The sequence below is a fragment of the Streptococcus oralis genome, assembly GCF_001579175.1.
Taxonomy (GTDB): domain Bacteria; phylum Bacillota; class Bacilli; order Lactobacillales; family Streptococcaceae; genus Streptococcus; species Streptococcus oralis_O.
Genome location: NZ_KQ970759.1, coordinates 332,968 through 333,640, shown reverse-complemented (window position 1 = coordinate 333,640; position 673 = coordinate 332,968). Strand labels below are relative to the sequence as shown.

Genomic DNA, 673 nt, shown 5'->3' with positions numbered 1-673 from the left:
GGCAAACCTTAAAAACCGTCTCTCTGTCCAACTGGCCATAAGCTAGTTCATAATAGTCCTTATTATGATGCCAGTTCTGGTCATAATTGACATCTGTCCGCTGATAGAAAACGATATTCTGCTTCGGAGTCAGGTAAAGCTTCTGTGTTAGAATGCTTTTCTGATCTTTGGATAACTTGCTACGACTGAAAATCTTAACACCTTGAAAGATCTTGCGTTCATGGATACCTTGATTTGTGGCCTTTAATTCAACTCTTTTATAGTGCATATAGTCACCTCCAAAAATTACTTTCATTATATCAAACTCTGGCAGATTTGCAAGCAAAAATATCATTTCCAAAAGTCTTTCGTCGCCTCTAAAATCTCTTCTGTAGGCGTCACTGTGGCCTCAATAATGCTCTTGCCAGTCTTTTTCAGATAAGCTTGTATCAAATGATAACCATAAGCATAGCCCGCAGCATAGGGCATACCAACCGGAATTTGACCCTGTATCTTCGCGATTTCATCACCGTATAGATAAGGAGCCATTTCCGCCATCCCCGTTAGCTGAAGCTGACTGGAGATGATGGGCTTAATCTCTTCTAACTGCTCTGGACTGGTTGAAGTAACCCAAGGCCCAATGAGATCCTTACCATAGAGCTCAGCCGCAAAAGACTCTGCCAAGCCTTCACTG

At 42.1% G+C, this 673-nt stretch carries 2 protein-coding genes; both read right to left on the bottom strand.

The window, feature by feature from the left end; all coding sequences use genetic code 11:
• Window positions 1-268, bottom strand: a 268-nt coding sequence (locus tag SORDD24_RS01680) for an EXLDI protein (RefSeq protein WP_061407863.1), incomplete at its 3' end; no start/stop codon positions are given.
• Window positions 269-330: 62 nt separating this feature from the next.
• The coding region (locus SORDD24_RS01675; RefSeq protein ID WP_231082650.1) for a DUF2268 domain-containing putative Zn-dependent protease at window positions 331-673 on the bottom strand (343 nt) is incomplete at its 5' end.